Origin of the sequence: Methylophilus flavus, assembly GCF_042678905.1 — a bacterium.
Classification (GTDB): domain Bacteria; phylum Pseudomonadota; class Gammaproteobacteria; order Burkholderiales; family Methylophilaceae; genus Methylophilus; species Methylophilus flavus.
On the sequence record NZ_JBHTLN010000001.1, the window covers coordinates 1,851,514 to 1,874,000 of the forward strand.

Here is a 22,487-nt window from a genome sequence, read left to right on the forward strand (position 1 = left end):
CATATCAAGTATTACATACGGCAAAACCTACATTTTGCCGTTTGTTTAATTAACTGAAAATCTTGGTATGAATTAACAGTAATAATCTACAGTGCTTAAACGCTTTGCAACAAGGCCCTCGGCGGCTGGTTAAACTGGTTACGCGCCACCAGCCAGGCCGAGAACGGCACCAGCACAATCGCCGCCAGCAAGGCCTGAACACTTAACCAGACGTTGAACTGGTATTCCATCTCCAGCACAAGCGTCGCCAGGTAATAGGCCGCAATATTGGTAAAAATATTGGCGACAACGCTAGCCAGTATGCCTATGCATAAAAACTCCACCAGCATGGCCAGTACCACCTGTTTTCTTGAAGCGCCTAGCACCCGCATCAGTGTACTTTCACGCACCCGTTCCTCGCGGGTCGCCATGAGTGCCGCATATAAAACTGCGAGACCCGCTAAGAGACTGAAGCCAAATACAAATTCAATCGCATAGCTCATTTTGCTGATCAGGCTTTGAATCTGCTCCATCACCGCTGCCACATTGATGATGGTCAGATTAGGGAATTTTCTGACCAGCTGGTTCAGCGCTTCTTCCTTGCCTGCCGGCAGGTGGAAGCTGGTAAGGTAATTGGCAGCATAGTCATTAAGCACTTTCGGCGGCGTTACCGCAAAAAAGTTAACGTGCATGCTGTTCCACTCCACCTTGCGCAAGCTGGTGATGGTCAGTTCAAGTTGGCTGCCTGCAACATCATAAGATAACTTATCGCCCAGCTTTAAATTGAGCGTTTCAGCCAGCCCTTGCTCTAGCGACAGCAATGGTTTGCCTGCATCTTCAGCGTTCCACCATTGCCCGGCCACCAGCTCGTTATCGGCCTGCATCTGCGCTGCCCACGATAAATTGAATTCCCGTTCTGCCAGGCGCTTGGCGCGGTCATCTTTGTAATCCTCAATATTCAGAGGTTTGCCATTCACCGCCTGCAAACGGGCGCGGACCATGGGGAAAATATCGGCATGCTGAATGGCATTTGCATTGAGCACCTGATTAATACCCGGAACCTGGTCTGCCTGGATATTGATGACAAAGCGGTTAGGCGCATCTGCCGGTAACGAGCTTTGCCAGTTTTTCAGCAGGTCATTACGCACAAACGCCAGCAGCAATATCGCCATCAGGCCCATGCTTAAGCCAACTACCTGGGCGATGGTCAGGATGGGGCGGCGCCTTAAGCCCATTAACCCCAGTTTGATCACACCAAAGTTTTGCACAGAGAACGATTTAACAATCCTGAGCCCGGCCAATGCCAGCAAACCTGCTACCACGACCAATGCCAGTAGCGCAGCGAATACAATTCCGGCCAGTTTGATATCACCTGCATGCCAGAACACCAGCCCTGCCAGCACCAGGAATGCAGGGATAAATACAATGACATTCATACGCACATTGCCTTCCAGGTCCTGGCGCAAAATGCGTAGTGCCGGTACTGCGCGCAAGCGCATCAGTTGCGGCCACACCACGGTCAGCAAAGTGGCAAACCCGGTAGCCAACCCTAGAAAAACCGGCATCCAGCCGGGTGCTGGCAACGTTTCTACAAACAGGCGACCAGCCAGGATGGCTAAACCGTATTGCGCGGCAAACCCCAGTACACAGCCGATCACACTGCCGACCAACGCCAGCAGCAAGGTCTGGTACAGCAGAATCTGCGTAATCAGTTTTTTGGTCGCGCCAAAACAGCGCATCAGTGCGTACGCATCCAGGCTCTTTTGCACGTAGGGAATACTCGCCAGCAACATCGCCACCATCGCCAGGATCACGCCGACCATAGAAGCAATGCCGAGGAATTGTTGCGCCTTGTTCAGCGCATTGCGCATTTCCGGGCGGGCGCTGCGGATATCATCTACGCGCTCACCTCGGGCTAACTGTGGTTTCAGCCATTCGGCATAATCTTCCATGGCCTGGTTAGCTGTTGCGCCATCCAAATTGGTTGCGACCAGCAACTGGTATTTCACCCGGCTGCCGAATTGAACCAGATTAGTGGCAGGCACATCGGCACTGTTCATAAACAGGCGCGGCGCAATACTGAACATATCACCGCCACGCGATGGCTCCTGCAATACAAATGCCGCGAGGGTAAACTGGCTTTCACCAACGCTGACCTCATCGCCTATCTTCAATGCGAGTTTTTGCGCCAGTCGCGGCTCCATCCATACCGTGCCGGGAACAGGAATATCTGCTGAAATTGGTTCAGCTTTCGCCGAGGTCGTTGACTGTTTGCTGATGGTCAAATGACCACGTAATGGAAAACCAGCTTCCACCGCCTTGATCTCGGCCAGCTCACTGCTCTCGTCTTTCAGCACCATGCTAGAAAATTCCAGCGCCTGTGTGGTCTGGTACTGGCGCCGCTGCGCTTCCACTAGATAAGCTGGCGGGAGTGCATGGTCCGAGTTCACCACCAGATCAGCGCCCAGCAGCACATTGCCCTGGGTTTGCATGCTGTACTTGATACGCTCAGTAAAAAAACTGACTGAGGTGGTCGCCGTCACTGCCAATATCAGCGCAAACAGCAATACACGGATTTCACCAGAAGACCACAGGCTGCTAAACTGGCGCCAGGCAATCGAGAACGCCAGCATTAATGTGCTCCCGCATGCGTGTCGGGAATGGTGATCTCACTGAGCAAGCCATTCTGCAAATTCAACACCCGCTGACAACGCCTTGCCAGGTTCATATCATGCGTGACCAGCACCAGCGTCGTACCGCTCTGTGCATTCAAATCAAATAATAATTTAATGATAGCCTCGCCGGTTGCGACATCCAGGTTACCAGTCGGCTCATCGGCAAATAAAATAGAAGGCTTGGCCGCAAATGCCCGGGCAATCGCTACCCGCTGTTGCTCGCCGCCTGACAACTGTTTTGGGTAATGTGTGCCACGTGCTGCCAGGCCTACGCTTTCCAGCGCCTCTATCGCAATCGCTTGCGCATCGCGGCGGCCCGCCAGCTGCAAAGGCAGCATCACATTTTCCAGTGCGGTCAAGGAGCCCAGCAGCTGGAATGATTGAAACACAAAGCCCATATGCTCGGCACGCACCGCAGCACGGCCATCTTCATCCATCTGCCCGATATCTATCCCGGCGATCAGCACTTTGCCACTACTCGCTATATCCAGCCCCGCCAGCAAGCCCAGCAAAGTAGATTTACCCGAGCCGGAACTCCCAATGATCGCCAGCCTCTCACCCTTGGGTACGGCAAGATTCAAATTTGTCAGAATGGGGATTGTTGTATCATTGCTCACAACAGATTTACTTAAAGACAGCGCTTCAACAGCATAAGGGCTTTGCATTAATGATGTTCCGATTTCTAAAGATATTAGTCGTGTTACCTGGTTTATTATTCACCAACTTAGTCATGGCAGAGGCCGCATCCAAACAAACGATACTGGTATTTGGGGATAGCTTATCCGCCGCCTACAGAATTCCCCAGGCACAAGGTTGGGTCAGTCTGCTGGCACAACGAGTGAAAGACAACCAATTGCCCTACGAAGTTGCCAACGCCAGTGTTAGTGGTGAAACAACGGCGGGTGGACTCAGCAGATTACCTGCGGCACTCAAGCAGTTTAAACCAAGCATTGTCGTGATAGAACTAGGCGCAAATGACGGCCTGCGCGCCTTGCCGCTTGATGCGATGAAAAACAATCTGGAAAAAATGATTCAAGCCAGCCAGCAAGCCAATGCGCAGCTGGTTTTATTAGGCATGTTTATTCCACCGAATTATGGCCCGAAATATACCAATGGCTTTAAAGCGGTTTACCTGGATTTATCGGAGAAATATAAAACGCCATTTATACCGTTCTTTTTGGATGGCATTAGCGGGCATAGTGATCTGGTGCTGGAAGATGGTCTGCATCCGAATGTGAATGCACAGCGCAAGATATTGGAGAATGTTTGGCCGACTTTGAAGCCGCTAGTTAGAGAAAGAATAAATTAGGCATGGGAAAGAATATATTCAGCCGTAGCAATTCTAATTGTAGCCAGTTCAATTAATTTTTTATACAAAGCTCTTGTAAGTACAAAATAATGAAGTTGTTTTTCCTGCCATAGTTGCGTGTGCTGAGAATGCATGAAAATAAATATCTCTAACGAATTCATTGCTCCTTCTTTGAGCAAACCTGCATACTCTAATTTACTTGATCGTGAACCATCTTTCGCAAGAAATTTGACGGAATCATAATTCCAGGGACAATCCTTAATATCAATCTTCCATAAAGAAAGATAACCTGAACTTTGTAATATCCTCGATATTGCATGATCACATTCTGGATTTTGATATAGATATCTCGTCAGTTGATCCAAAGTTTGAATATCAGTATTGGTTAATATTCTTATACTCGTTAAGAGATTGTTTATCACTTTTGTTTGAGTATCAGTTGCGCTGGGAGATTTAACCATCTCGATTTCTTCATCAGATAAAGTTTGCTCACAATCTCTAACTTTCATCATAAATGGGGAGTTAGCAATATCTTGCGGATAGCAATAATCAGGATTAGTAACTATATTTACTCCTGCTTCTGCATAAGCTTGTGCTACTAATCTAGAGCAAAACTGTCGGTTAGAATTTGCTTCAGAACTACTATTTCTTTTCATTTTTGAGCGTATCGCTTCTGGGACCGAATATTGTTTACCAATTTCAGTTCTTGCAAATAGGCATATGCCAGCCATTTTTGCTTCTTGTCTATCCCTTAGCCTGAATACCTGCGCTTGTGATTGCTTAGCAAATAGTAATCGTTGTAAATTTCCAGAATGAACCCCTGAAGAGTCAGAATGAATGTAAACGCTAGCACCAATATAAAGAAGGGCGTGGGAAAAAGAACTACTCGTGACTTTCCGAACCATTTTACTCTGGAGACTCATTTCGCTAGTTAGCACCACATCCCCAGGCAAAAGTTTAAGCATATCGAGAATAAACATTATGTTAATTTAAGCCTATCCTTGGTTAGCTTTAAAAATATACGGCAGCAAAACTGCTCCCCCACTTTTTAGTCTATACAGAGGTCTAAGAAGCAGGGAAATTCAACTCTTGAAAAATCATATTTCCCTACAAATAAAGCTCATTTGCTTAGCAGCCCTCGCCTGATTACTATCCAAGGTTACAAACTCTTTTATATCTGCAGAAATTGCGACACTTAAATGCAAAGCATCGCCAGCACGCAAGTTAGTATTACTACGAATCAATGCACCGGCTTGGCTATACCCTTCTCTACTGATTGGTAAAAGCTTAATACCGCCGTTGATCAGCATTTCAAATGTTTGCAAAATAGAAGAAACCTGCTGTGCTTGTAATTGCCCTGTTCGAAGCTTAAGGGAAATAGCACTATTAAATTCTGTGATTAACCAATCACTGCTTTGCGGTGGCTGCTTTTGATTTTTAAACCAATCAATACAAGCTAAAGACTTTGGCTCGTGCGTGAGCATGGCAACGATGACGCTGGTATCTACATAACACATGGCTAGTAACGCTCTTGATTACGCGTCATGTCGATGACTGAACTTGTCTCTGGCAACGTTTTTTGTAGGGCTAGTAAATTCTGCATAAACTCGGCTTTATCAAAAGGCTTTTTGGGGGCAAGCACCAATTCGCCTTGAGGGTTTAAGCTGACTTCTACACTATCACCATCCTGGATTTGCATTTGTTTGGCGATACTGGAAGGTAAGCGGACTGCGAGGCTATTGCCCCATTTAGCAATTTGTAATTCCATGATAGCTCTCAATAATGTTTATCCATGTATCTACATTATAACTATCACTCTCAGGTGTCAAGTTTTGATTTAGAACGTCTAAAAAATCCTTAAATCATTTCTTCCAGTACATGCAAAAACTCATCCCCATATTTCTGCAATTTCGCCTGCCCTATGCCACTGATCTGGCCCATTTCATCCAGTGTCTGCGGTTTGCGGTTATGGATTTCCAACAAAGTACTATCGTGAAAAATCACATATGGCGGCACGCCCTGCTCTCTTGCCAGCTCCAGCCTTTTGGCTTTGAGTGCTTGCCAGAGCGGGTCATCGTTGGCGCCTTCAAAAGCCTCTTTGGCGCGGGCGCTGCGTTCGGCTTTGCTCATGCGTTTTTCGGGTTCGGGGTCGCGACGTAGCCAGACATCTTGCTCGCCTTTTAATACTGGCCGCGCAGCTTCCGTAAGTTTTAAGCCGCCGTAGGCAGCCATATCTGCTTCCAGTAATCCTGCTGCAATCAGTTGGCGATAGACACCGCTCCACTGGTTTTGATTGAGGGTTTTGCCTATGCCGAAGGTGCTGACTTTATCGTGATTAAAGCGCTCGACTTGCGGTGTGACTTTGCCGGTGAGTACGTCGATTAAATGGCCGACGCCGAATCTTTGCCCGGTACGGAATACGCAGGAGAGTGCCATTTGTGCGACCTGGGTGGCTTGCCAGGTTTCTACCGGGTGCAGGCAGTTATCGCATTGGTCGCAGGCACCGGGGTGACTTTCACCGAAGTAGCGCAATATGCTCTGATGACGGCAGCCAGTGGATTCACAGTAGCCTAGCAAGGCGTCCAGCTTTTGGCGTTCCAGCCGTTTGCGTTCTTCGGAGGCTTCGCCACTATCGAGCATTTGCCGCATGGAGACGACATCGCCCATGCCATAGACCATCCAGGCGTTAGCTTGCAGGCCATCACGGCCGGCGCGACCGGTTTCCTGGTAATAGCCTTCCATGCTTTTGGGCAGGTCCAGATGCGCGACGAAGCGGACGTTGGGTTTATCGATGCCCATGCCGAACGCGATGGTCGCCACCATGATAATGCCTTCTTCACGCAGGAAGCGTCGCTGGTGATGTTCGCGTAATTGCGCGGGCAACCCGGCATGATAAGGCAGTGCCGACCAGCCTTTTTCAACCAGCCAGGCGGCGGTTTCTTCAACTTTCTTACGCGATAAACAATAAATGATGCCAGCGTCATTAGCGTGTTCACGCTCCAGGAATGCCTGCAATTGCTGGCGGGCATTACTTTTGATACCGACGTGGTAGCGGATATTCGGCCGGTCAAAACTGGAGACAAACTGGCGGGCGTTTTCGAGGTTGAGCTGGCTGATGATTTCGGCACGCGTCGGTGCATCTGCCGTCGCGGTCAGCGCGATACGCGGCACATCGGGGAAGCGGTTGTGCAGCACAGTGAGCTGCCGGTATTCTGGCCGGAAATCATGGCCCCATTGCGAGACGCAATGCGCTTCGTCAATCGCAAACAGGGCGAGGCCCATGTGCTGCTGCACTTCATCAAGCAGGCTTAAAAAGCTGCCAACCATCAGGCGCTCGGGCGCGACGTAAAGTAATTTGATTTCACCGCTGACCACCTCGCGGGTAATACGGGCATTGTCTTCAGCGCTTAAACTGGAATTTAAAAAAGCAGCGTTGACGCCCAGTTGTTGCAGCGCTTCGACCTGGTCTTGCATGAGGGCGATCAAGGGTGAGACGACAATCGCCAGGCCATCTCGGGCCAAGGCAGGTATTTGGTAACACAGCGATTTACCACCGCCGGTAGGCATGAGCACCAGCGCATCCTGCCCGCCAATTACATGTTCAACGATGGCTTGTTGCTGGTGGCGGAACTGGTTGTAACCGAAAACGTCGTGGAGGATTTGTTGCGGTGAGGGGTTTGCCATGTTGGCAAGCCTATATCTTGTTGTAAGGATTGACTAAAGTATCGACGAGCGCATGCAACGCCTGGCGCATCTGCTCTTCGCTGACTTCCATCAGCAAGCCATCTTCCAGCGCATCTTGGGCGATCTGTTTGAGTTCATCAAAGTTTTCAGACATGACTTTGACTTTTTCGGTGCAGGAAACCACCGAGCCGTCGTCACGCACCCATTTGGGCCACTCATTTGTCATATGCTGTTTCTTTCACCTGCGTGTGCTTTCAGTTACTTTTTTTACTGACTTTTCTCTAAAGCTTGCAGCAATTTTACCAAGGCCTGGCCTCTGTGGCTCATTTTGCTTTTCACTTCCAGCGGTAATTCAGCCACGGTCTTGCGTGTTTCCAGATCCATAAACAAGGGGTCATAGCCAAAGCCTTCAGACCCGCGAAACTCGCGCAAGATTTCACCCAGCCAAACGCCATCGGCAATGATAGGCTGCGGATCGTTGGGTGACCGCACCAGCACCAGCACACTGTAAAAATACGCACGGCGGTCACTTTCGCGCGACATCACTGTGAGCAGTTTATCGTTGTTGCGTTCATCCTGCGTCAGCAGGCTACCTGATGGTTGTGGGCCTGCATAACGCGCCGAGATCACACCCGGTGCGCCTTGCAGGGCATTCACGCACAAACCGGAATCGTCAGCCAGGGCTGGCAAACCGGTATGCTGGCTGGCATGCCGTGCTTTGGCCAGTGCATTTTCAACAAAGGTTTCATACGGCTCCGGGCACTCTGGTACATTGAATTCAGATTGCGACACAATCTCGATATTCAAGGGTGCCAGCACATGCGCGATCTCACGGACTTTGCCTTTGTTGCCGGAGGCGATCACCAGTTTGCTTAACGCTAATGCCATGTTAATTCGCTAATGCCTGTTGTTGTAGCTTGGATAGCTCAGCAATGCCTTTTGCTGCCAGATCCAGCATCTCGTTCATCGCATCACGGCTGAAAGGTTCACCTTCGGCAGTGCCCTGGATTTCAACAAAGCCGCCACTGCCGGTCATGACCACGTTCATGTCGGTATCACAGTCGGAATCTTCAATATAATCCAGGTCCAGCACCGGGATACCCTGGTACACACCGACCGAAATCGCGCCGACTGAATCTTTGATCGGGCTTTCAGTGAGCAAGCCTTTTGCCAGCAACGTGCTGACGGCATCCACCATCGCCACATAAGCACCCGTGATGCTGGCGGTACGGGTGCCGCCATCGGCCTGGATCACGTCACAGTCGAAATGGATGGTGCGCTCGCCCAGTTTTTGCATATCGATCACCGCGCGCAGGCTGCGGCCGATCAGGCGCTGGATTTCCTGGGTGCGGCCGGTTTGTTTGCCCCGGGCAGCTTCTCTATCCATACGTGAACCGGTAGAGCGTGGCAGCATGCCGTATTCGGCAGTCACCCAACCCTGGTTTTTGCCTTTGAGGAAACCGGGCACTTTCTCTTCGATACTGGCGGTGCAAATCACATGCGTATCGCCAAACTTCACCAATACCGAGCCTTCGGCATGTTTGGTGTAGTTGCGGATGATTTCAATGCTGCGCAACTGGTCGTTGGCACGTTCGCTTGGTCTGGTCATTCTCTACGATTCCTCTTTTTTAATATGTAGCCGGGTTCTGCCCAGCGCGTCCTGTATATCGGCAATCGCCTTTTCAATTTCGTCATCCGTCAGGTCCAGTGCATGTGGGTTGGGCATGGCACCGGCGTTTTTGAGCATGGTCGTGGTGCCATCGTCCGGTAAATCCAATGTAGACACTGTCAGTGGCGCTGTATTGCGCTCGCCCCACTGCAGTGCGATGGCACTCATGTTATCGCCGACGGTGATACTGGCCGTATCGGCATCATCCAGCAGGCGCGTGACGCCATCCTGCATATTGGCGGCCAGCATATGTTGCGCCATGGTGATGGCAGGTACGGTATTCCACACGCCGTCCGAACATAGCAAAATGACATCGCCTTCGCTGAGCGGCATAGGGTCTGCCAGCTCGACTTGAGGGGGTTTATCGCCGCCCACGCAATTATAGATTTTGTTGCGGTGCGGGTGTCGCTCAATCTGCTCGGCGGTGATCCTGCCTTCGCGCAATAATGACTGCACTACGGAGTGATCCTGGGTCTGGAATTCTTCCAGGCCATTACGGTAAAGGTATAGGCGGGAATCGCCGACGTGTGCGCAAAACAGTTTGTTGTGCTGGATCAAGGCGACCACGATGGTGGTGCGCGGCGATTCGGACAGTTTTTTGCGGACGCGCACATTTTCAATGACGTCATGCACCTGGCCGATCTGCTCGCGCAGAAACTGTGCCGGATGCGCAATCAGCGGGTCGGATTCGCGCTGGAATGCTTCTACCATGGTTTTGACGGCGATTTCTGCCGCGACATCGCCATGCTTGTGGCCACCCATGCCATCGGCCAGTACCATCAGAATGGCATGCCTATGGTAGGAGTACGCTAACCTGTCCTGGTTATACGGACGCGGCCCCTGCCGGCTGCCTTGCGCAATTGAAAACTTCATGGCATCGAGCGTTTCGTCAAATGTTTCATAGTGGTTTGGTGAGCACTTTAATAATTTTATCGACCAGGGAGCCACGGGCGTCATCTGCCACATGCACCTCTATCATTTTTTTCTGCAATGAAAACACACTTTGTGGCCTTTGCAGGTAATCAATATGCATACAGTCATCAATAATCGATAACAGTTTTTCTGAGTAGATTTGCTTGCCTAGCTGCGTGGCCGGCACCAGCGTATCTTCATTCAGGCGGATATTAGCGGCCAATGGCGACGAGCGTTGCAGGCAGGCATACATGCTGGCGCCTATGCTGTAAATATCACTCCATGGTCCCAGGTGCTTGCGGTCTATATATTGTTCCGGCGGTGCGAAACCCGGCGTGTAAGTAGGTGCCAGTGTCACCTCGGACAAAGCCTGGCGCGCCGACCCGAAGTCCAGCAGCACCGGCGAACCATCCAGCCGGATATAAATATTGGCCGGTTTGATATCCAGGTGCAGCAACTTGCGTGTATGCACTTCGCGAAGGCCGTTCAGCAACTCGACAAACATGCGGATCATGAAATTTTCCGGCACCGGCTGCGATAAGGCCATGATGTAATCCTGCAGCGATTTGCCGCGCTCGTATTTCATGACCATGTACACGGTGTTATTGGCGCGGAAGAAGTTTTTCACACGCACGATATTCTTGTGCTCGATATTGGCCAGTGCCAGGCCTTCTTCAAAAAAGCACTTCATGCCATGTTTGTAAGCGGCTTCATTTTTGCCATTGGAACGGATATGCGTCTGGCCATCACGCTTGGCCAGCGTCACCGGCATATATTCCTTGATGGCAACGGTATTTTTCTGTTTATCCTGCGCCAGATAGACGAAGCTGAACCCGCCCAGACTCAGCACCCGCGTAATGGTGTAGTCATGCAGTTCGGTGCCCACAGGCAGGGCAATATCAATTTTATTGGCTAGCTTCACTAGATGGTTAACGTACTGATCATGGCTTTAATTAAGGGAAACATCAAAATTAAGGAAAGGCGGAATTAAGTGTCTACGCGGCGATTTGCTGCGCTCCGCGTTTCCTTTAACTATGTTTACTTGTTATAACGCTATTTTCGCATATCGATACTGCATTTGATACAATCATCCGCTTAGCCTGACAAGCAAGGCCTATAGAAGCAAGGTAAGTAAAAACATGACCGTAAAAAAGAATTCCGCCCCCATCTTGAGCATGACAGGTTTTGCCAATAGCGAAACGCGCTTTCCTGCTGGACTTTTGCTGATTGAACTGCGTGCGGTGAATCACCGCTACCTGGAACTGAACGTCAAAATCGAAGACAGCTTGCGCCAGTTTGAAGCGCTGGTCCGTGAACAGCTACAAACCAAACTCGGACGCGGTAAGGTTGAATGCAGGCTGAGCCTGAAAAGCGATAGTGCCAGCTCAAATAAACTGGCATTGAACACGGCCATGGTCACACAAATTGCACAGACATTAAAGAGCCTGCATCAGCACTTTGCCGAAGCGCAACCGGTGAACCTGGTCGATATATTCAAGTTGCCGGGTGTGTTGCAAACCGAGGCAGTCGATACTGAAACCCTGGCTCAGAGTGTGCAAAGTGGCCTTTCCCAGGCGATTGATGAACTGATCGCGGCGCGTCAGCGCGAAGGTGAAAAACTCAAACAAGTGTTGCTGGACCGCCTGCAAGGTGTGCGTGAGCAAATCGCCATTGTTAAACCGCTGTTGCCGCAAGTGATCCAGCAATACCAGGAAAAACTCACCGCTAAATTGCGCGAAGCGATGCAGGCAGACGATGACCGTGTGCGCCAGGAAATCGTGCTCTATGCGCAACGCACTGACGTCGACGAAGAGCTGGCGCGCCTGAACTCGCATATTACTGAAATGGACCGTATCCTGGCTGCGGGGGGGCCGGTAGGTAAAAAACTGGATTTCCTGATGCAGGAAATGAACCGCGAGGCTAATACGCTGGGTTCAAAATCGGTGGCGATCGAAACCACGCAGGTTTCCATGCAACTCAAGGTGCTGATTGAGCAGATGCGCGAACAGATCCAGAATATTGAATAAAGCCACAATTTCGCAAAATTTGCAGCCGGCACGCAAGCGAATTGGCTGTTTATTGAAAGCATGATGCTATAGTCAGATTACTTACAGCTTCTCATAGGGTCTAGATATATGAATCTGCTCCGCTATGTTCTTCGTTCTCTCCTGGCAATCGCCAGCCTGCTCCCCATGCAGTCCTTTGCCGAAATCACCATCTTGCCGATTCCCGACCAAGGCTGGGGAATCACATTTGATGCGCCTGCATTAAGGCCGGTCAGGGAGGCAGACTCCAATGACCACTATATGTATTCAGCCAACGCCAGTAATTTTGCAGTGACATTGCATGTAGATATCCCCTCATGCAATGGCGGGGAGTCGCACGAAGAGGTGTTGAATTGCTTCTGGCCAAAGGCCGGTAAAGACCCTTTGATCAATCAGGCCACCGTTGCAAAAAGCTGCAACAGCAAATATTGCAAAATCAGCTACGACTTTGAAAATACTTTTCAGGACGCTGCCATCAAGCAAAAACATGTTTATTTTCTGTTTGCCTACCGGGGCAGATGGGCGAACGTGCACGTGGCTGTTTCAAACCCCAAACAAGCTGATTTACAGCTGATTGAGAAATTTGAGCAATCTTTTAGCTATCAATAGGTCAAATTGAAAGTATAGGCTTGCACCAAAGTCGGGATCATAAAACGCACCCTTATGGTGCGTTTTATATTTAGCGGTAACCAACATTTACATAAGCTGCTGATTTAATTCACAATTCGTGTCTGGCACACGGCTTGCTCTTATCTAATTGATTTCTATAAGCAATGCAAAGGTCAAGGACCATGACGCAAACGGCCAAACAGTTTTTTGATGAGATGCAGGGATATGGGGGCGATGTACGTGGTATCTACCAGGCTTATGATCGCTGGTTGACGAATGTACCTACCCAGCAACTGGCGGCCAAACGGGCTGAAGCAGAGGTATTGTTCCGCCGTGTGGGTATTACCTTCAACGTTTACGGCGAAGAAGACGGTGCCGAGCGCCTGATTCCGTTCGATGTCATCCCGCGCATGATTTCCGCTAGTGAATGGGCGCACTTATCCAAAGGCGCGGTGCAACGCGTGCGTGCCTTGAATATGTTCCTGCATGATATTTACCATGACCAGGAAATCATCAAGGCCGGACTTGTACCGCATAGCATTTTGACCAATTCGCAATATCGCCCGGAAATGGTCGGCGTAGATGTGCCTAACCAGGTATACGCCCACGTGGCGGGCATAGACCTGGTGCGCACCAGCGAATCGCAGTTCTATGTGCTGGAAGATAATTTGCGTACGCCGTCTGGCGTATCGTACATGCTGGAAGACCGCAAAATGATGATGCGGCTGTTTCCCGACCTGTTCAAAAAATACCCGATTGCGCCGGTTGAGCATTACCCGCATGTGCTCCTCAACAACCTGCGCTCTGTCGCGCAAACCGGGGTCACTGACCCGACCGTGGTATTACTTTCTCCTGGCGCCTACAACAGCGCCTACTTTGAACATGCCTTCCTCGCCCAGCAAATGGGTATTGAACTGGTGGAAGGCCAGGATCTGTTTGTCCGCAATAACGCCGTCTATATGCGCACCACACAAGGCCCGCAAAGGGTGGACGTGATCTACCGCCGCATCGACGACGACTACATAGACCCTCTGGTATTCAAGCCTGACTCCATGCTGGGCGTGCCGGGTCTGCTCTCCGTCTACCGCAATGGTGGCGTCACATTGGCTAACGCGGTGGGCACCGGCGTGGCTGATGACAAGGCAACGTATATCTATGTGCCGGAGATGATCAAGTTTTACCTGGGTGAGTCTCCCATCCTGCAGAACGTGCCCACGTATCAACTCAGCAAGGAAGATGATCTGGCCTACGTGCTGGATCATCTGCCAGAGCTGGTTGTGAAAGAGGTGCAAGGCTCAGGCGGTTACGGCATGCTGGTCGGCCCTACCGCCAGCAAACAGGAAATTGAAGAATTCAGGTTACGCATCGTTTCCAGGCCGGCAAACTATATCGCGCAGCCGACACTGGCGCTTTCCACCTGCCCTACCCTGGTGGATCAAGGCATTGCGCCGCGTCATGTCGACCTGCGTCCGTTTGTACTGTCAGGCAAAACCGTCAGCGTGGTGCCTGGTGGATTATCCCGCGTGGCCCTCAAGGAAGGCTCACTGGTGGTCAACTCGTCGCAAGGCGGTGGCACCAAGGATACCTGGGTACTGGAACGAGATGATGTGTGTGTAGAACAATCGCAGTCACAAATGGCTGCCCAACTCCAGCGTCAAGAGGCCGTGATATGTTAAGCAGAACCGCAGAACATCTATACTGGATGGCGCGTTATATTGAGCGCGCCGAAAACGTGGCGCGTGTGCTGGAGGTGACTTACAGTATGTCGTTGCTGCCCACTGACGCCAGCAACGAAGAGGCGTTATGGGATAGCGTGCTTGAAATCGCCGGGGTCCGTGATATTTATGACAGCACCTACGATGACCTCAATGCCGCCCATGTCATTCATCACCTGGTGATGGATAGCAACAACCCATCCAGCATTTACAGCTCTTTGCGAAATGCCCGCGAAAATGCGCGCGCGGTGCGGGTCGCCATGACCGTGGAAACCTGGGAAAACATGAATACGCTGTGGCTCGAGTTTGGCCAATACATCAAGCAGGACCTGACTCAGTCTGGCCTCAACGAATTTTGTGAATGGGTGAAAAGCCGTTCACACCTGTTCCGCGGCGTCTGTTTTGGCACCATGCTGCGTGACGAAGCCTTCAGCTTTGTCCGGCTGGGGACTTTTATGGAACGCGCGGATAATACCGCCCGCCTGCTGGATGTGAAGTATGAGTTTCTGATCCCCATGCAGGAAGCCAACGAAGGCGCGGTGGATTATTACGAATGGAGCGCAGTACTGCGTTCAGTAGCCGCCTTCCAGGCTTACCAGAAAGTCTATCGCGACGCGATAGACCCGACCAAAGTGTCTGAATTATTGATACTGCGCGAAGATATGCCGCGCTCACTGCATGCCTGTTATGCCGAGATCATGCCTATCTTGCGGCAGGTGGCCGGTAGCCGGCAGACCGAAGCCGAGCGCCTGGCCGGGCAAATGCATGCCAAACTGCACTATGGCCGCATGCTGGATATTGTCAAAGATGGTGTGCACCATTTCCTGGATGATTTTATCCTGGCGAACCGCAAACTGGGTGAAGAGATCCAGCGTAATTTTTTAACTGCGACAGCCTGATCGCTGATGCTGCAATCAGTCTTGAATACAAGCTCAGCTGAGCTTTCACATGCAAGATAATTTAGGCTGACCAATGCTTATGCTGCTGAATATCGAGCATCAAACGCAATATATTTACAGTGAAGCGGCGCAATACACCATTCAACAATTGCGCCTGACGCCGCGCGATGGCATGGGCCAGCAGGTGAAGCACTGGGAGATCAAGGTCAACGGCTTAGGTGACGCCTTTGAAGATACCTACGGCAACCTCACACATACGCTAGTTATAGACCAGCCACATCATGAACTGCTGATTTCAGTGGCAGGCGAGATAGAAACCGGGCTTGAAAATCTCGCCACTAATCAACCATTGCCGGTTGCACTCTATCTGCGCGAATTCCCGCTCACCCAGGCGGATGCTGCCATGGCTGCGTTTGCCAGGCAGTTTGCACATGCATCGTTACCAGACATGATGCATGCATTGCGCGACAAAATGCACTATATCAAAGGCGCGACACAGGTGAATACACCGGCAGCCGAAGCTTTCAGACTGGGTAAAGGCGTCTGCCAGGATCATGCCCATGCATTTATCGGCTGTTGCCGCAGCTTAGGGTTACCCGCCCGTTATGTCAGCGGCTACCTGTTCACCGAGGATGGCAGCCTGATGCAAACCCATGCCTGGGTCGATGTCTGGCAGAACGAACAATGGCTGGGGCTGGATGTCTCCAATGGCATGCTGACCAACGAAACCCATGTGCGGCTGGCAGTTGGCCTGGATTACCGCAGTGCCAGCCCGGTGACCGGCACCCGTATCGGCGGCGGTATGGAAGGCATGTCCAGCATGGTCAGTGTCAATCAAAGCGCGCTGACACATGAACAGCGCCAGCGTCACCACGACCAGCTCTATCAACAGGCACTTTCCGCGCAACAGTAAACCCACATTTTGTGGCAGTGGAGTGGTGCAGACGGCCCGTGCTATCATGTCACTTTAGCGACTCCGCTTTTTTCTTCCATACCGTTATGACATATTGTGTAGGCATCCTGCTGGAACAAGGGCTGGTGCTCGCGTCTGACACACGTACCAATGCGGGTGTTGACCAGGTAGCCATCGCCCCGAAAACGCATGTTTTTGAACAGACTGGCGAGCGCGTGATTGTGCTGCTCACGGCGGGTAACCTGGCGATTACGCAATCGGTGGTCAACCTGTTGCGCGAACAGATTAAAGAGTCCGAACAAGGGGTTGCCACCCTGAACAACGTACATTCCCTGTTTGAAGCCGCCACCGTGGTAGGCGCCGCCATGCGCAGCATCTATCACCGCGATGGCGAAGCGCTCAAGGAACATGGCATCGATTTCACTGCCAGCATTCTGGTGGCCGGGCAAATCAAGGGCGAGAAGCCGCGCCTGTTCAATGTCTATGCGGCTGGCAATTTTATTGAAGCCACCTCGGACACGCCCTATCTGCAGATTGGCGAAACCAAATATGGCAAACCTATCATAGACCGCGTGATCAATTACCAGACCGATATGATGGAAGCCGTCAAATGCGTGCTGATCTCATTTGATTCCACCATACGCAGCAATATCTCCGTCGCCATGCCTATCGATTTAATGATTTACCGCACCGATACGCTAACCGCCGATTGCCGCCAGCGCCTGACCGAACGCGATCCGTATTACGCCAGCGTGCATAAAGGCTGGGGTGAAGGGCTGAAAACAGTGTTTTCTTCATTGCCTAATCCGGAATGGGGTTCAAGATGAGCCATGGTCATTTATTCGTGATTTCTGCCGCTTCCGGCGCCGGTAAAACCAGCCTGGTGCGTGCCATGCTGGCGCAGGATCCCTTACTGAAACTTTCAGTCTCGCACACCACGCGTGAACCACGTCCCGGTGAAGAAGATGGAATCCACTATCACTTTGTCCCTGAAGCTGCATTCCTGGAGATTCTGGACCAAGGCGGCTTCCTGGAAAGTGCACATGTGCACAGTGCCCGTTACGGCACCGCACAAAGCGAAGTGGAAAATGCGCTGGCAGACGGACGTGACGTCATCCTGGAAATCGACTGGCAAGGGGCACAACAGATACGTACCCTGTTCCCGCAAGTCACTTCTATTTTTATTCTGCCGCCTTCGATCGAAGCACTTTCACACCGCCTGAACACCCGCGGCCAGGACAGCGAGGCCGTGATTGCCCGCCGGTTAGCCGCTGCCCGTGAGGAGATGCGTCACGTGCATGAGTTTGATTATGTTACAATTAATGACAATTTTGACGTGGCTCTACAGGATTTAATGGCCATCGTGCGTGCCAAGCGCTTGCAGCTTGACCGCCAGGTTGCCTGCCACGCGTCACTGATTCAATTACTCACCTGAACCCAGCGCAATCCGCCGCTGATCTGTGATTCAATACAATGTAAAGGTTTTATATGGCTCGTATTACCGTCGATGATTGCTTGGACAACATCCCTAACCGTTTTCAACTCACCCTGGTGGCCGCTTACCGCGCCAGACAAATCGCCAATGGTTCCGACCCGCTGGTCGCTGGCGCACAAAAAGACAAACCTACCGTGATTGCCTTGCGTGAAATCGCAGCCGGTAAGATCGGTGTAGAGTTGCTGGAAAAAAAAGGCCAGGCTTAAGCATTCATGCCGCACACCCAAGGTGACCACACCTATCGTAAGTCTAAATCACCGCTAGAAGAAGCAGACTTACTCCCAGCTGACCGTGAGGATTCCCCCCTCACGCAGCTGATCCGTAAATACCTCAACGAAGAAGAAGTACAGCTGGTCTGGCAGGCGTATCGTTACGCCGAGCAGGCACACGCCGGTCAAACGCGCAAAACCGGCGAACCCTACATCACCCATCCGATTTCTGTGGCCTGCATCCTGGCCAAGTTACACCTGGACTTGCCCACCCTGCTGGCTGCACTGCTGCACGATGTGGTGGAAGATACCGAGGTAAATAGTGCCGAAATCGCAGAAAAATTTGGCAAGCAAGTCGCCGACCTCGTCGATGGCCTGACCAAACTGGATAAAGTCGAACTGCAAACCGCGACCCAGGCACAGGCGGAGAATTTCCGCAAAATGTTGCTGGCCATGAGCCAGGATGTACGGGTGATCCTGGTTAAACTGGCCGACCGCCTGCATAACATGCAAACCATGGACGCCATGCGTCCGGAAAAACAGAAACGCATTGCGCGTGAAACCCTGGATATTTACGCGCCGATTGCCAACCGGCTCGGCCTGAATCCTATCTTCCATGAGCTGGAAGACCTGAGTCTCAAGTATTTATATCCCAACCGCTACCGTGTGATTGATAAGGCGATTCGTACCGCGCGCGGCAACCGCAAGGAAGTCATCAGCAAAATACTGGAAGCGATTCAGAACCAGCTCACGAATTATCAACTTGAATTTAACGTAGAAGGCCGCGAAAAGCACCTTTTCAGTATTTACAAGAAAATGAGCGAGAAATCGATGAAATTGTCGCAAATTGGCGATATCTACGGTTTTCGTGTCATTGTTAAAGATACGGCTGCCTGCTATCTGGCACTTGGTGCATTACATGCATTGTACAAACCGATTCCTGGCCGCTTTAAAGACTATATTGCCATTCCCAAAGCCAATGGCTACCAGTCTTTGCACACAACGCTTTTTGGCCCGTTCGGCACGCCGATAGAGGTACAGATCCGCAGCCAGGAAATGCACAATATCGCCGACGCGGGCGTGGCGGCGCACTGGTTATACAAAACCACAGATGCGCACCTGACCAAACTGCAGCAGCAAACCCACCAGTGGCTGCAACGCCTGGTTGAGATCCAGACCGAAAGTGACGACAGCCATGAGTTCCTTGAGAACTTCAAAGTCGACCTTTTCCCCGACGAAGTCTACATATTCACGCCTAAAGGCAACATTATGGCACTGCCGCGCGGCTCCACCGCAGTGGACTTTGCTTACGCCGTGCACTCTGATGTCGGCAATAGTTGCGTGGCCGTTAAAATCAATAATGAGCTGGCGCCATTACGTACCGAAATGCACAACGGCGACCATGTGGAGATCATCACTGCACCGCTGGCAAAACCTAACCCGGCCTGGCTGAATTATGTGGTCACCGGCAAGGCGCGTTCGCATATCCGCCATTATCTGAAAACTGTCAAAGTCGAAGAATCAGCGCAGCTCGGCGAGCGTATGCTGAATGTGGCTTTACGCGCCATGCATATACAGCCGGGTGATATTTCTGACAAGCAATGGCAAAAAGTCATGAATGACTACGGCGCCAAAACAAGGCAAATGATTCTAACCGATATCGGTCTGGGCAAACGCAATAGCCTGATGGTAGCGCACCAGCTGCTGGCGCACCCGGCCGATACCGAAGATAAAACAAGCAAGACGCTGGATACCATTACCATCCGCGGTTCAGAAGGCATGGCGGTACAATTTGCCCCTTGCTGCCGGCCCATCCCTGGCGACCCTATCCTGGGCTTTATCAATAAAGACAAAGGGCTGGTCATTCATACCCATGACTGCCAGGCCATCCGCAAATTCAAGCTGGACCCGGAAAAATGGCTGGATGTGGAATGGGATGCCGATCCGAAAAAACTGTTCAGCGTCAACCTGCGTATTTCTGTGGTCGATGAACGCGGTATGCTGGCAAAAATTGCGGCCACTATTGCCAATGCGGATGCCAATATTGATAACGTCAGCGTCGAGTCCAGTGATGGCAGCCAGTACTCCAACGTGAACTTCACCGTGCAGGTGCACAACCGCGTGCATCTGGCGACCCTGATCCGCAACCTGCGCAAGATTCAGCAAGTGGTGCGTATCAACCGGGTCAAGGGCAACCAGCTGGAACAACGTATCCAGTAAACGGCGGGTGACTGGCCAACATGCCTTCCTTGAGCGATATACGAGGTTTCACCCCTGCCGTACGCAGCCAGCTGGAAAAACTGGGCATACACACGCCGCAGGCCTTGTTGCTGCATTTGCCACTGCGCTACCTCGACGAAACGCATGTCACAGCCATTCGTGACTTAAGGCTGGGCGAGCAGGCACAGATTGAGGGTGTGGTGGTGCATAACGAAGTCAGTTACAAGCCACGCAAAATGCTCAATGTGCGCGTGCAGGATGACTCCGGCATCATCAATTTACGCTTTATCCATTTTTATCCCAGCCAGATTGCCGCCATGCAGACGGGCACCCGCATCCGCGCGTTTGGCGAGGTGCGGCCCGGTTTTTTCGGCTATGAGATGGTGCATCCGCAGCAACGCAAGGTCAAAGAAGATACCCCGGTCAGTACTGCACTGACACCGGTGTACCCGACTACTGCCGGACTCAGCCAGAACACTATCCGCAAAGCCGTCAATCTGGTGTTAAGTGCCGATTATTTGCAGGAAACGCTGCCGGATTGGGTTTATAGCCCGCTGCAATTGCCAGACTTTGCCAGCAGCCTGAAATTACTGCACCAGCCAAGCCCGGAGATTGTTTTATCCGCACTGGAAAACCGCAGCCATCCGGCGTGGCAACGGCTGGCTTACGATGAGCTACTGGCGCAGCAATTGTCCATGCGCCAGCACTATGCACGTCGCAAGCAGGGGCATGCGCCCGCTACCCCGCCGTCTAGGCAATTGGTGTCGCAATTACTGGCTAGCCTGCCGTTTGCTTTAACGATCGCGCAGCAGAAGGTGGTCGCCGAGATCGGTCAGGACCTGACCCAGCCACACCCTATGCAGCGCCTGTTACTGGGCGATGTCGGTAGTGGCAAAACCATCGTCGCCTGCCTGGCAGCTTTGCAGATGATAGAACAGGGCTGGCAGGTGGCCATCATGGCGCCGACTGAGATCCTGGCAGAACAGCACTACAAAAAACTCAGTGGCTGGTTACAGCCTTTAGGCATAGACATCGCCTGGCTGACCGGTAGCCAGAATAAGAAAACACGTGAGCACTCACTGGCCCGAATCGCCAATGGTGAAGCCATACTTGCCATAGGCACACATGCCTTATTCCAGGAAGAAGTACAGTTCAAACAATTAGGGTTGGCGATCGTCGATGAACAGCATCGTTTTGGTGTACACCAGCGGCTGGCACTACGCAAAAAAGGCCAGCGCACTAACCTGGAGCCGCACCAGCTGATGATGTCGGCCACGCCGATTCCGCGTACGCTCTCCATGAGTTATTACGCTGACCTGGATGTATCGGTGATTGATGAGCTGCCACCCGGCCGTACGCCGGTGGCGACCAAGCTGGTGGCTGATGACAGGCGAGACGAGATTCTGCAGCGGGTACGTGAGGCTTGCGCCCAAGGCCACCAGGCGTACTGGGTATGCCCGCTGATCGAGGAATCGGAAACCCTGCAGTTACAAACCGCCAACGATACCTATGCCTACATGCAAGAGGCGTTTCCTGAATTGCAGGTGGGACTGGTGCACGGTCGCATGAAATCATCAGAAAAACAGGTGGTGATGCAGGCGTTTACCGCTAACGAAATCCATTTGCTGGTGGCGACGACTGTGATCGAAGTGGGCGTGGATGTGCCAAACGCCAGCCTGATGGTGATTGAGCACGCTGAACGCATGGGTTTGAGCCAACTGCACCAGTTGCGCGGTCGCGTAGGTCGCGGCTCGGCTAAAAGTACCTGTATCCTGCTGTATAGCAAACAACAATGCTCACAGATAGGCCGTGCCAGGCTGAAAGTCATTTACGAAAGCACTGATGGGTTTCAGATTGCCCAGGCCGACTTGCATATTCGCGGCCCCGGTGAATTGCTGGGCACGCGCCAGAGCGGTGTTCCCATGCTGAAGATTGCCGACCTGGAACGGGATACCGACTTGCTAGAGCAGGCCAAGCAGGTGGCAGACAAACTCTTGTCGCAAGCACCGGCAGCGGTCGCAGCACATCTGCAGCGCTGGCTCAGCCATGGTGACGAGCTGGTAAAGGTTTAATCGCCATTCTCTGCTGTTGACCTGCTTTTTGTTTTAAATTGTGCAGTGCATGCTGCCCTGGATTTTACCTCGGGCAGTATCC

The 22,487-nt window shown here is 51.7% G+C and carries 22 protein-coding genes; 11 read left to right on the forward strand and 11 right to left on the reverse strand.

The genetic code is table 11. The features are described from left to right. Positions 1–95: 95 nt before the first annotated feature. Both ACFQ2T_RS09045 and ACFQ2T_RS09050 read right to left on the reverse strand, forming a co-directional pair. Positions 96–2,612, reverse strand: coding sequence for an ABC transporter permease (locus tag ACFQ2T_RS09045; RefSeq protein ID WP_379033369.1), 2,517 nt, complete (start codon positions 2,610–2,612; stop codon positions 96–98). After that, on the reverse strand, positions 2,612–3,319 hold the full coding sequence (locus tag ACFQ2T_RS09050) for an ABC transporter ATP-binding protein (protein ID WP_379033372.1): 708 nt from the start codon (positions 3,317–3,319) through the stop codon (positions 2,612–2,614). Before ACFQ2T_RS09050 ends, ACFQ2T_RS09045 begins: the two co-directional genes overlap by 1 nt. 2 nt (positions 3,320–3,321) lie before the next feature. On the opposite strand from ACFQ2T_RS09050, the gene ACFQ2T_RS09055 reads away from it, so the two are divergent. Continuing rightward, complete coding sequence (locus tag ACFQ2T_RS09055) at positions 3,322–3,963, forward strand: arylesterase (protein ID WP_379033375.1); 642 nt, start codon at positions 3,322–3,324, stop codon at positions 3,961–3,963. Here ACFQ2T_RS09055 and ACFQ2T_RS09060 read toward each other — a convergent pair. From ACFQ2T_RS09060 to ACFQ2T_RS09100, 9 genes are all read right to left on the reverse strand, one after another. Next, positions 3,960–4,943, reverse strand: coding sequence for a YiiX/YebB-like N1pC/P60 family cysteine hydrolase (locus tag ACFQ2T_RS09060; protein WP_379033378.1), 984 nt, complete (start codon positions 4,941–4,943; stop codon positions 3,960–3,962). The genes ACFQ2T_RS09055 and ACFQ2T_RS09060 overlap by 4 nt on opposite strands. Positions 4,944–5,060: 117 nt before the next feature. Further along, on the reverse strand, positions 5,061–5,480 hold the full coding sequence (locus ACFQ2T_RS09065) for a type II toxin-antitoxin system VapC family toxin (RefSeq protein WP_379033381.1): 420 nt from the start codon (positions 5,478–5,480) through the stop codon (positions 5,061–5,063). 2 nt (positions 5,481–5,482) lie between these two features. Beyond that, a complete protein-coding gene (locus tag ACFQ2T_RS09070) occupies positions 5,483–5,731 on the reverse strand; it encodes an AbrB/MazE/SpoVT family DNA-binding domain-containing protein (protein ID WP_379033384.1) in 249 nt (82 codons plus the stop codon). Positions 5,732–5,820: 89 nt separating this feature from the next. Then, the gene (recQ, locus tag ACFQ2T_RS09075; RefSeq protein ID WP_379033387.1) at positions 5,821–7,647 is read right to left on the reverse strand and encodes a DNA helicase RecQ; all 1,827 of its coding nucleotides are present in this window, start codon (positions 7,645–7,647) and stop codon (positions 5,821–5,823) included. Between the two features lie 10 nt (positions 7,648–7,657). Beyond that, positions 7,658–7,873 carry a hypothetical protein gene (locus tag ACFQ2T_RS09080; protein WP_055830578.1) on the reverse strand — a complete coding sequence of 72 codons (216 nt, stop codon included), beginning with the start codon at positions 7,871–7,873 and terminating at the stop codon, positions 7,658–7,660. Between the two features lie 41 nt (positions 7,874–7,914). After that, positions 7,915–8,535, reverse strand: coding sequence for an RdgB/HAM1 family non-canonical purine NTP pyrophosphatase (rdgB, locus tag ACFQ2T_RS09085; protein WP_379033390.1), 621 nt, complete (start codon positions 8,533–8,535; stop codon positions 7,915–7,917). Position 8,536: 1 nt separating this feature from the next. After that, complete coding sequence (gene rph, locus ACFQ2T_RS09090; protein WP_379033393.1) at positions 8,537–9,256, reverse strand: ribonuclease PH; 720 nt, start codon at positions 9,254–9,256, stop codon at positions 8,537–8,539. A 3-nt stretch (positions 9,257–9,259) separates the two neighbouring features. Further along, positions 9,260–10,189 (reverse strand): PP2C family protein-serine/threonine phosphatase, encoded by a 930-nt coding sequence (locus ACFQ2T_RS09095; RefSeq protein WP_379033395.1) that lies wholly within the window; start codon positions 10,187–10,189, stop codon positions 9,260–9,262. Between the two features lie 25 nt (positions 10,190–10,214). Beyond that, positions 10,215–11,150 carry a serine/threonine protein kinase gene (locus ACFQ2T_RS09100; RefSeq protein WP_379033397.1) on the reverse strand — a complete coding sequence of 312 codons (936 nt, stop codon included), beginning with the start codon at positions 11,148–11,150 and terminating at the stop codon, positions 10,215–10,217. 217 nt (positions 11,151–11,367) lie between these two features. Here ACFQ2T_RS09100 and ACFQ2T_RS09105 point away from each other — a divergent pair, with 217 nt between their 5' ends. From ACFQ2T_RS09105 to recG, 10 genes are all read left to right on the forward strand, one after another. After that, positions 11,368–12,255, forward strand: coding sequence for a YicC/YloC family endoribonuclease (locus ACFQ2T_RS09105; RefSeq protein ID WP_379033400.1), 888 nt, complete (start codon positions 11,368–11,370; stop codon positions 12,253–12,255). Between the two features lie 108 nt (positions 12,256–12,363). Continuing rightward, complete coding sequence (locus ACFQ2T_RS09110) at positions 12,364–12,882, forward strand: hypothetical protein (RefSeq protein ID WP_379033403.1); 519 nt, start codon at positions 12,364–12,366, stop codon at positions 12,880–12,882. A 182-nt stretch (positions 12,883–13,064) separates the two neighbouring features. Beyond that, positions 13,065–14,558, forward strand: a complete 1,494-nt coding sequence (locus ACFQ2T_RS09115; RefSeq protein ID WP_379033406.1) for a circularly permuted type 2 ATP-grasp protein — start codon at positions 13,065–13,067, stop codon at positions 14,556–14,558. Beyond that, positions 14,552–15,496, forward strand: a complete 945-nt coding sequence (locus ACFQ2T_RS09120; RefSeq protein WP_379033409.1) for an alpha-E domain-containing protein — start codon at positions 14,552–14,554, stop codon at positions 15,494–15,496. The genes ACFQ2T_RS09115 and ACFQ2T_RS09120 overlap by 7 nt, the downstream gene beginning before the upstream one ends. Positions 15,497–15,575: 79 nt before the next feature. Beyond that, positions 15,576–16,409 carry a transglutaminase family protein gene (locus tag ACFQ2T_RS09125; RefSeq protein ID WP_379033948.1) on the forward strand — a complete coding sequence of 278 codons (834 nt, stop codon included), beginning with the start codon at positions 15,576–15,578 and terminating at the stop codon, positions 16,407–16,409. Between the two features lie 86 nt (positions 16,410–16,495). Continuing rightward, positions 16,496–17,236, forward strand: a complete 741-nt coding sequence (locus ACFQ2T_RS09130; protein WP_379033412.1) for a peptidase — start codon at positions 16,496–16,498, stop codon at positions 17,234–17,236. Then, on the forward strand, positions 17,233–17,844 hold the full coding sequence (gene gmk, locus ACFQ2T_RS09135) for a guanylate kinase (protein ID WP_379033415.1): 612 nt from the start codon (positions 17,233–17,235) through the stop codon (positions 17,842–17,844). The genes ACFQ2T_RS09130 and gmk overlap by 4 nt, the downstream gene beginning before the upstream one ends. 53 nt (positions 17,845–17,897) lie before the next feature. After that, positions 17,898–18,110, forward strand: a complete 213-nt coding sequence (rpoZ, locus tag ACFQ2T_RS09140; protein WP_325240809.1) for a DNA-directed RNA polymerase subunit omega — start codon at positions 17,898–17,900, stop codon at positions 18,108–18,110. A 6-nt stretch (positions 18,111–18,116) separates the two neighbouring features. Then, a complete protein-coding gene (locus tag ACFQ2T_RS09145; protein WP_379033418.1) occupies positions 18,117–20,333 on the forward strand; it encodes a RelA/SpoT family protein in 2,217 nt (738 codons plus the stop codon). 20 nt (positions 20,334–20,353) lie between these two features. Further along, the gene (recG, locus tag ACFQ2T_RS09150) at positions 20,354–22,405 is read left to right on the forward strand and encodes an ATP-dependent DNA helicase RecG (RefSeq protein WP_379033421.1); all 2,052 of its coding nucleotides are present in this window, start codon (positions 20,354–20,356) and stop codon (positions 22,403–22,405) included. Positions 22,406–22,487: the final 82 nt, after the last annotated feature.